We start from the raw sequence: 8,604 nt of genomic DNA on the forward strand, positions 1-8,604 counted from the left end.
GGAACAACTTATCCCAATGTTCCTGGAGAGATTTTGTATTCGCAATGGAAAGATTGTTGTTTGGGTAATTTGAGGATACCTTCTTTATCACGAAGTTCTTGGTTGTGATTTACGTTATCCGCTATGCCTTGCCAAGGTTCAATACAAATAAATGGTGATTCTTGGTTTTTTGACCATATGCCCAAGTATGGGAAATTTCTGAATTCTATACTCAATTCTTTTTTTCCTGTGGCTTTGTGTATGAGTGTAACCTCAGAAAAAGGGTTGGGATCAAAAATTAAGGCATCTTTATCGAAGAGATTTTTAGTGAGTTCGATTATCCCTTTATGCTTAAATACAGGAAAAGATTTGTTGCCAATAAGACCCTCTTCAATTTTTTTTGATGCTGGGGTTTGATCACAATCAAACTTTAGTACATAATCTTCTCTAGTTTGGTTTTTATCTATAGGGCAGTTGAAGGCTGGATGAGCTCCAATAGAAAAATACAACGCTTGGTCTGCCGTGTTCTTTACCCGATAAGAAGTGACCAACTCATTATTTGTTAACGTATAGGTCAACTGTAACACGAAATGAAAAGGATACACTTTTAAAGTTTCTTTATTGGCGGCCAATTCAAAGGTGATTTTGGTTGCCTCTTTTTCTTTTAATTCAAAGTCTTGGTCTCTAGCAAAACCATGTTGCCCCATATGATAGGTCTCACCATTATAGCTGTAGGTATTGTTTTTTAGTGCTCCAACAAATGGAAACAAAACAGGGGTATGTCTGTTCCAGAATTTAGGGTTTCCTTGCCAAATGTACTCAGTGTTTTCTTTCTTTAGGCTAATAAGTTCTGCTCCTTTTGTTTTGAATGTCGCTTTTAGAAATTGGTTTTCTAGGGTATAGTATTTCATTATTAATTGGCTTTAACATCGATAATGGTCGCGGTATATTCACATCTTTCAATGACAAATGAAAATTTTTTTCGGACAACGTTGTCATCAATCCTCTTTCCAATAGTAGCATCAATCCAGAAATCTGGACAGGGTTTTTGATGTACATGACTTTTGTCCCTGTTCCAGTCTCCATTAAAAAGCACATATTGTATGTCCATTGAATCTAAATGGTGTTTGGTTAGCACCAGTTGTGCTTGTTCTGAAATTTTCAAAGTGTCTTTAAGTCTTATTTGGCTTAAGACTCTTGCAGTTGGGCCATAATTAAAGGTAGTTCCTTTTTGTTTGTTTATGTAAGACAGGGCAACAACACCAAGCGCCAATCCTCCAAAATAGTAGCCAAATCTTCTCAATAATTTGGCATCAATTTTATGTAGTAATTCTTTTAGCATTTTTAGTTGTTTTTGTGTTCAAAAGTAAAGAAGTTGTTTGTAATACTGCTTGTGTTATTCAATTAAAATATTAATAAATTGATGTCTGTATACGGCAATTCAAACCAATCAGAGATCGCTTTGTTTGTGACTACTCCTTTGTAGGCATACACACCACTTCTCATAATTGTATTGTGCTTGATAGTGTTTTCAAATCCTCCTTCTTCAGATATATTGAGAAGATACGGGGTTAAAATGTTACTAATCAATAGCGTGGCTGTTTTTGCGTATCGAGACGGAATATTGGGGACACAGTAATGTATGATCCCATGCTTTTTAAAAGTAGGGTTGCTGTGGGTTGTCAATTTTGAAGTTTCAACACATCCTCCTCTATCTATACTGATGTCAATAATAACAGCACCTTCTTTCATGATTTCAACTAAGTCTTCAGAGACAATAATGGGAGCTCTTGTCTTTCCTTTGATTGCACCAATGACAACATCAGCTCGCATTAAAGCTTTTTTTAATGCTTTGTGGTGTATGGTCGACGTGTAAATAGGAGTACCCAAGTTTTGTTGTAACTGCCTTAGTTTGGTAATAGAGTTGTCTAAAACTTTTACGCTTGCTCCCAAGCCTAGAGCAGATTGAGAAGCGTATTGTGCAACAGTTCCCGCTCCAAGAATAACCACTTCACAAGGCGGAACCCCGCTGATATTTCCGAGTAACCTACCAGAACCACCATGATCAATGTTCATCAATTCAGAAGCAATAAGAACAGCTGCTTTACCTGCGATTTCGCTTAATGATTTCACCAGTGGATAGCTTTCTTCTTCATCTTTTATAAGTTCAAAAGCAAGGGCAGTAATGTTTTTTTTTGCGAGCGCTTTAAAATAGTGATTTGTTTGTGTTTTGAGTTGTAAAGATGAAATTAAAAAGGTTTGAGGTTTCATCATTTGAATTTCCTCTAGGGTAGGAGGAGCTATTTTTAGTACCATATAGCATTCGAAAATTTCCTTTGCTGAATAAACAACTTTTGCGCCAGATTCAGCATATTCAGTATCAGAATAGCTAGAGGCTAAACCTGCGCCAGTTTCAATCACGATCTTATGCCCTTGTAAAACCATTGCAGCTACACTATCAGGTGTTAGACAGACACGATTTTCTTCTAGTGATGTTTCTTTAGGAATTCCAATCAGAAAGTTTCTCTTTTTTGGTGAAATTGCTAGTCTTTCTTCCTGAAGATCAAATTCAAATTTTCCATGTACAGCCATATCTTGGTTTGGTTTTATGTTGGGTTAAGAAATTAAGTGATCCTTAACTCTTGAGGTATTCCTTTTTATAGTTGCTGTCTATGCAATGTATGGAAACGATTATGATTTTTAGTTCATAGTGAGGGTTCTGCTGTTGTCTTCATTTGTTGTTATGGTGACTACTTGTGCATCCGTTGGCAGTATATTTTCTACATGTTCAGGCCATTCAATAAAAGCCCATGAATTGTTATCTAAATACTCTTCAATCCCTATGTCATAAGCTTCTATTTCATTCTCTATTCTATAAAAGTCAAAATGATATAAAATTTCATCATTAGTGGTTTCATATTCATTGACCAGTGCAAAAGTTGGAGAGGAGCTAATATTACAACCTAGCTGTCTTGAAATTTCTTTGATTAGGGTTGTTTTACCAGTTCCCATAGCAGCATAAAATAAAATTGTTTTGCTTTTGGTGTTGGTAATGATCGCTTCTGCGATTTCGGCTAAATCATTTAAACCATAAGAGATTTCCATATCTTTTTTAGTACACCTAACTGGATTCGAACCAGCACGTCCATAGGACACTACCCCCTCAAGGTAGCACGTCTACCAATTCCGCCATAGGTGTTTTTTTGTTTGCGTTTAACAAAATGGTAACCCTGCAAATATATATATATTCAGTGCAATGACCATCAGGAATATTACTGTTTTAGAAAAAAAATAAAAAACGTCTAAAAATAAATTTAGACGTTGAAGAGATAAGTTTAAATAACTAGTTTATCTGAGGGTTACAACAAGAGGATTGTTGATTTGCCTTGAAAATTGATTAAGGTAATTTTCCCAATCTTCCTTATCCTTAAATTGTTTGCTTTTGAGCCATCCAAAACCTGCATAATAGACCACGTTGTTATCTTTAACGTTTAGCTCTGCATAGGCATTACTGAGATCACGGCGTTCAGTGTCATATGTTTCGTAGTTCTTAAATGTTCCTTTTGGCGCTAAGATTGCTGTTCCTATTTCAGAGTCTGCATGTGGTTGCCAGTAGCTGACCCAACCTTTTTTGTTGTTTCCTGTCACGACCCCATCTTTTTCGTGTAAAGTCAATCCTGCATGAATGGTTTTGGTTCCTTCTATGGATGTGTTGAATTTAGATAAATTGTGTCCTAAATCTAGACTAACAATTTTAGACTCTTTAATGTGTTTTCCTCCTGCTTCCCAATTTTCATACTCTAAGTAAAAGCTCGTTCTGATTGGTCCTGTCGTGATTGTTCTCCATTTTGTATAGTTCTTGGATAGGTAAAAAGTAGTGTCAACTTTTACTGCTATACCCCCAACTCCACGGCTAGTTCCTACGTGAAAGTTATCAAGCCCTTGACCATGGTCATGGTGATAATAGCCATGTTCTGTATCGTTTCCTTTGTACCATTCATTTATGATTGGATATTCTACTCTTTTAAGCCATGCATCTACACCACTAGAAAGTGTTCCACCACGGATACCTTCTTCTATCATTTTTTGAGCAACAGGTCCATAGACTCTGAAAGCTACCTTGTTGTTTTCCCAGGTGTAATCATCAGTTCTTTCTGGAACAAATCTAGAGTAGCACAAGTCTTCAGCTTGAGGTTTTTCATTTTCTGTGACAGTAACAATATCGTAAGTTTTTTCAGTGTTTGCTTCTATTTTAGGTTGAAACAAAATTTCATCCATTATTCCGTCTCCATCGCTATCTACAGTTTGTGTAATTTGTAATTGATTGTTTTTTTTATCTAAAAAGCCTACTGTGTTTAAATCAGTAACGTTTAAAAACTGTTTTGTGAGTTCGATCGTTTCAAAAGTTTTGTCAAAGTCTAAGTTGTTTTTTACTAAAATAGATTTTGTTTTGTCTTCTTGGTTACATGATGACAGCAAGGAAATACTTAATATTGCTGTCATTAAATAAGAGTAATTCATCATCAGAATGTTAAAGGATTTTATTTTAAAATTAAAAACTGAAGATAATAAGATTAACATTCAAAACATACTATTAAGTTGATGTTTTTGAAATTTGAATTTCAAGAAAGATCTTCAAAAACGTTTGTATAAATTACTTGCTTTATAAATTATTGGGAGGTAAACTTTTTTTAGCTGTTTTTTTACAAGATATTTGTCAGTAAAACTAACTTGTTTGTAAATATGAAATTAGTCTTATTGGGTTATATGGGGTGTGGTAAATCTGCAATATCTAAAGTTTTGAGTAGCGCTTTAAAGCTAAAAAGAATAGATTTAGATGATTACATTGAAGAAGTAGAAAAGAAGTCTATTGCTGATCTATTTGCTGAAAAAGGAGAAATATATTTTAGAAAGTTAGAAACAGAATGTCTCATGCATCTATTTGGAAAAGAAGATAATTTTATTTTGTCTTTGGGTGGGGGAACTCCCTGTTTTGGAAAAAACATGGAGCTGATCAATCAAAATGCAACTTCAGTATATTTGAGTGCAAATATTCCTACTTTGGTAGCTAGGTTGTTGCCAGAAAAAAGCAAAAGACCCCTTATCGCTAGGATAACTGATGGCGACTTGTCAGCATTTATTGGGAAACATCTTTTTGAAAGGTATCCATTTTATTCACAAGCTGAACAAACAGTATCGGTAGATCACAAAAGTGTTGAAGATATCGCCAATGAGATTGTGTCTTATTTGTAACTTTTAACACAAATATGCAACGGATTCTTCGTTGCTAAAATCTACTTCAATCACTTCTTGTAAGGAAGTAGATAAAGAGATTCCTTTAAAATCTGCTTTCACTGGGTATTCTTTATGATTTCTATTTACTAAAACTGCGGTTTTGAAAGTTGCGACAGGTACATTTAGAAAATGTTTTACCCCGTAGATCAATGTTTTTCCAGAGTTTAAAACATCGTCGATTAAGACAATATGTTTGTGTGCGTATTCTTCTTCAGTAATAGTCGTTCTTATGTCTTTTAAAGTGTTTTTCTTGTCTAAAATAACTTCACAGAGTGTGATTTTTATATTAGAAATTTGTTCTAAATGGTTTTTTATTTTCTGAGAAAAAATAAAACCATTACCATTGATTCCTGCAAGAACAATTTCGTCAACTTCACAATGACTTTCCAGAATTTGAAAAGCAATCCTTTTGGTTTTTTGAGTGATTTCTTGATGGTTTAGAATGATAGATTTGTTCATGTGTAAATGACTTTAATTCTCAAAGTTGTTGTTTTCTTGGTATTCCTCAATATCTCTACGATCTTTCTTACTAGGCCTACCTGCGCCTTTTTGTCGATAGTAGTCTTTAGATTGTTTTAGGAGTTCTAGATGTTCAAAAACCTCCTTTGGTGTAGTGTCTTTTCTGTAAAGATCTACAAGCTTTGCACCAACTCTGCTAGGAGGAATGTCTAATACTTCTAATTGGTAATTGATTTGATTTTTGCGAACAGTTATTTTTTCGCCAATATAAATGTCTTTTGCAGGCTTGATATTATTACTATTGATTTTTACTTGGCCTTTCTTACAGGCTTCGGTTGCTATAGATCGTGTTTTAAACATTCTAATGGCCCACAAGTATTTGTCAATACGCATATTATATTTTTGTTTGTTTCTTTCTGCTAAGATATGAAATTTGTAAATTGCATCTTCAAAAACATTCAATAATGAATTTTAAAAAAATAGGCTTTGTACTCATAGCGATGACCATATCAAGCTGTGAACCTACCAATACGATACAAGTGTTTGATCATGCCGAGCAGTATGAAATCGAAAAACCAATCATAGAGAATTATTTAAATACACACTACTATGATAATATTGACCATGAAATTAAAGATTTAGATGCCAATCAGGTTGCGTTGAGTGATGATGCTAACTTGCAGGTGTTGTCTGATACCATTAATGATGTGGTGTATGAAATGTATAGTTATGTTTATGAGCAGGGGAGTCAGGATTATCCTGATCAAGATGATACTGTTAACATAAGTTATAGTTTAAGTGCCTTGGATGGAACTTTCTATGAAGAAATAGAAAAAGATAATAATTTCATTTCACTACTCAGCGTTATTAGTGGGTGGCGAATAGGTTTGGTTGTCTTCAGAGGTGGAGTTTCAAGCGAAACGGATTCATCAATTCCTAGACAGTATTCTGAAACAGGAAAGGGATTCATGATTATTCCATCTGGGTTAGGGTATCAAAATATAGGAAAAGGCTTTGTGGGACCTAATGAGACTTTAGTTTTTAAAATTAACCTAAAAACAGTTGTCTCTGTAGGTGATGATTAATAGCTTTTTTGTCTAACAGATACACCCTCAAAAATTAATATTTTGAGGGTGTTTTTTTTCAATTAAATGTTTATTCGTTTTAATTCAGTAATTTTAAGCTAGAATTTGAAAAACACCATAAACTTATAAAATGAGTAAACTTTTATTTCCTTTTTTATTTTTATCTTTTAATTTCTTGTTTGCTCAAGAGCTTCCACCGATTAGTGTTTATTCTTCTGAATATTTTGACGCTGGAAATCAAAATTGGGCGATCTCACAGTCGGAAGACAAACACATTTATATTGCAAACAATAAAGGTTTAATTGAGTTTGATGGATCATCCTCAAAGCTTTATCCTACACCTAATGAAACAATCATGAGGTCTGTAAAAGTTTTGGGAGAAAAAATATTTACTGGTTTTTACACTGGATTTGGATATTGGACCAAAAATAATTCGGGACTTTTAGAATATACTTCTCTTTCGGAGAATATCGATTTGTTAGAAGATGAACAGTTTTGGCATATTGAAGCATTAGAAGGCTGGATGCTTTTTCAATCTCTAAAGAGAATTTACCTGTATAATATAGATACCCAAGAGTATAAAGTCATCACAGCTCATTCACAAATAAATTCCATGTTCAAGGTCAGGGGTAGGATTTATTATCAAGATAGTGAAAAAGGAATTTTTAGACTAGACAATGGCTTGTCAAAGCTAGTCTCCGACCAAAAAGTATTCAAAGAACATGATGTGATTTCAATCCTTGATGTCAATGATCGATTGATATATGTCACGGCCAATGAGGGGATATTTTACTTACAAGATGGAGAGATAAAAGAATGGAATGTTGATTTAAACAAGAGTATTAAGGATGATACATTATACAGTGCTATTAAATTATTAAGTGGAGACCTAGTATTGGGTTCTATATCTAACGGAGTGATAATTGTAGACAGCAAAGCCAACATTAAGTATAAAATAAATCAAAAAAAAGGGTTAAGCGATAACACAATTTTGAGTCTTTTTGAAGATCTGGATGAAAATATTTGGCTTGGTCTTGATGATGGAATTAATACGATCAATTTAAATTCACCCTTTAGAGTTTATACTGATGTTAGTGGAGTGTTAGGAACTGTTTATGCTTCTATTGTTCACAAAGGAATGATTTATTTGGGTACTAACCAGGGCTTGTTTTGTAGAGAAGAGACGGATGAAAATTTCACATTCGTAGAAAAAACTGAAGGACAGGTATGGACTTTAAAGGCCATAGGTGAGGATTTGTTTTGTGGTCATAATATTGGGACTTTTAAAGTTGAAAACCAAAAAGCAACATTAATAGGAGACGTTATGGGAACTTGGAAAATAGAATCTCTATCCCGCGATACTTTTATTCAAGGTAATTACTCTGGGTTGTATGTGTTTCATAAAACCAATCGGGAATGGACACTCAAGAATAAAATACAAGGTTTTAATATTTCTAGTAGATACTTCGAACGGCTAAATAAGAATACTATTTTTATAAATCACGAGTACAAAGGGGTTTACAAACTAACCATTAATGATGATTATACAAAAGTCTCTAATGTTTCTATTCTTGGTTCAGTAGACAAGGGTATTCATTCAGCCTTGTTAAAATATAAAGGAGATATTTTGTATTCTTACCAAAACGGTGTCTACAAATACAATGTAAAAAAAGATCTTTTCATAAAAGATACTTTATTGTCTAACTATACCAATACTGATAACTTTATTTCAGGGGTTTTGATAAACGTTCCTTCAGAAAATAAATTATGGGGGTTTTCTAAAAAA

Annotated in this window: 9 protein-coding genes, 1 tRNA gene and 1 pseudogene; 3 read left to right on the plus strand and 8 right to left on the minus strand. The window is 33.8% G+C overall.

The genetic code is table 11. The features are described 5' to 3' along the window. Positions 1-8 precede the first annotated feature (8 nt). From ABF281_RS02230 to ABF281_RS02255, 6 genes are all read right to left on the minus strand, one after another. Positions 9-890, minus strand: a complete 882-nt coding sequence (locus ABF281_RS02230; RefSeq protein ID WP_347180072.1) for an aldose 1-epimerase family protein — start codon at positions 888-890, stop codon at positions 9-11. Positions 891-892: 2 nt separating this feature from the next. Further along, positions 893-1,321 carry a hypothetical protein gene (locus tag ABF281_RS02235; protein WP_347180073.1) on the minus strand — a complete coding sequence of 143 codons (429 nt, stop codon included), beginning with the start codon at positions 1,319-1,321 and terminating at the stop codon, positions 893-895. A gap of 62 nt (positions 1,322-1,383) precedes the next feature. After that, positions 1,384-2,571: an alanine dehydrogenase gene (locus ABF281_RS02240; RefSeq protein WP_347180074.1), complete on the minus strand. Its 1,188-nt coding sequence runs from the start codon at positions 2,569-2,571 to the stop codon at positions 1,384-1,386. A gap of 108 nt (positions 2,572-2,679) precedes the next feature. Beyond that, on the minus strand, positions 2,680-3,084 hold the full coding sequence (tsaE, locus tag ABF281_RS02245) for a tRNA (adenosine(37)-N6)-threonylcarbamoyltransferase complex ATPase subunit type 1 TsaE (protein ID WP_347180075.1): 405 nt from the start codon (positions 3,082-3,084) through the stop codon (positions 2,680-2,682). An 11-nt stretch (positions 3,085-3,095) separates the two neighbouring features. Next, positions 3,096-3,178 (minus strand) — tRNA-Leu (locus ABF281_RS02250). Between the two features lie 149 nt (positions 3,179-3,327). After that, entirely contained in the window at positions 3,328-4,482 is a 1,155-nt protein-coding gene (locus ABF281_RS02255; protein WP_347180076.1) for a DUF4861 family protein, read from the minus strand. A 240-nt stretch (positions 4,483-4,722) separates the two neighbouring features. Here ABF281_RS02255 and ABF281_RS02260 point away from each other — a divergent pair, with 240 nt between their 5' ends. Beyond that, on the plus strand, positions 4,723-5,232 hold the full coding sequence (locus ABF281_RS02260) for a shikimate kinase (protein ID WP_347180077.1): 510 nt from the start codon (positions 4,723-4,725) through the stop codon (positions 5,230-5,232). A gap of 3 nt (positions 5,233-5,235) precedes the next feature. On the opposite strand, the gene ABF281_RS02265 is transcribed toward ABF281_RS02260, so the two are convergent. Next, positions 5,236-5,733 carry a phosphoribosyltransferase family protein gene (locus ABF281_RS02265; protein WP_347180078.1) on the minus strand — a complete coding sequence of 166 codons (498 nt, stop codon included), beginning with the start codon at positions 5,731-5,733 and terminating at the stop codon, positions 5,236-5,238. A gap of 12 nt (positions 5,734-5,745) precedes the next feature. Further along, positions 5,746-6,126: an RNA-binding S4 domain-containing protein gene (locus ABF281_RS02270; RefSeq protein WP_347180080.1), complete on the minus strand. Its 381-nt coding sequence runs from the start codon at positions 6,124-6,126 to the stop codon at positions 5,746-5,748. A 71-nt stretch (positions 6,127-6,197) separates the two neighbouring features. Here ABF281_RS02270 and ABF281_RS02275 point away from each other — a divergent pair, with 71 nt between their 5' ends. Both ABF281_RS02275 and ABF281_RS02280 read left to right on the plus strand, forming a co-directional pair. Continuing rightward, positions 6,198-6,818 (plus strand): FKBP-type peptidyl-prolyl cis-trans isomerase, encoded by a 621-nt coding sequence (locus ABF281_RS02275; RefSeq protein ID WP_347180079.1) that lies wholly within the window; start codon positions 6,198-6,200, stop codon positions 6,816-6,818. Between the two features lie 130 nt (positions 6,819-6,948). Further along, positions 6,949-8,604 (plus strand): annotated as a pseudogene (locus ABF281_RS02280) (LuxR family transcriptional regulator); the annotation flags it as partial.

Source organism: Wenyingzhuangia sp. (genome assembly GCF_039768515.1).
Taxonomy (GTDB): domain Bacteria; phylum Bacteroidota; class Bacteroidia; order Flavobacteriales; family Flavobacteriaceae; genus Wenyingzhuangia.

Bases quoted from the DNA above. Each gene is read 5' to 3' on its own strand.
- ABF281_RS02230 (WP_347180072.1), bottom strand. From the start codon at position 890: ATGAAATACTATACCCTAGAAAACCAATTTCTAAAAGCGACATTCAAA.
- ABF281_RS02235 (WP_347180073.1), bottom strand. From the start codon at position 1,321: ATGCTAAAAGAATTACTACATAAAATTGATGCCAAATTATTGAGAAGA.
- ABF281_RS02240 (WP_347180074.1), bottom strand. From the start codon at position 2,571: ATGGCTGTACATGGAAAATTTGAATTTGATCTTCAGGAAGAAAGACTA.
- tsaE (WP_347180075.1), bottom strand. From the start codon at position 3,084: ATGGAAATCTCTTATGGTTTAAATGATTTAGCCGAAATCGCAGAAGCG.
- ABF281_RS02255 (WP_347180076.1), bottom strand. From the start codon at position 4,482: ATGACAGCAATATTAAGTATTTCCTTGCTGTCATCATGTAACCAAGAA.
- ABF281_RS02260 (WP_347180077.1), top strand. From the start codon at position 4,723: ATGAAATTAGTCTTATTGGGTTATATGGGGTGTGGTAAATCTGCAATA.
- ABF281_RS02265 (WP_347180078.1), bottom strand. From the start codon at position 5,733: ATGAACAAATCTATCATTCTAAACCATCAAGAAATCACTCAAAAAACC.
- ABF281_RS02270 (WP_347180080.1), bottom strand. From the start codon at position 6,126: ATGCGTATTGACAAATACTTGTGGGCCATTAGAATGTTTAAAACACGA.
- ABF281_RS02275 (WP_347180079.1), top strand. From the start codon at position 6,198: ATGAATTTTAAAAAAATAGGCTTTGTACTCATAGCGATGACCATATCA.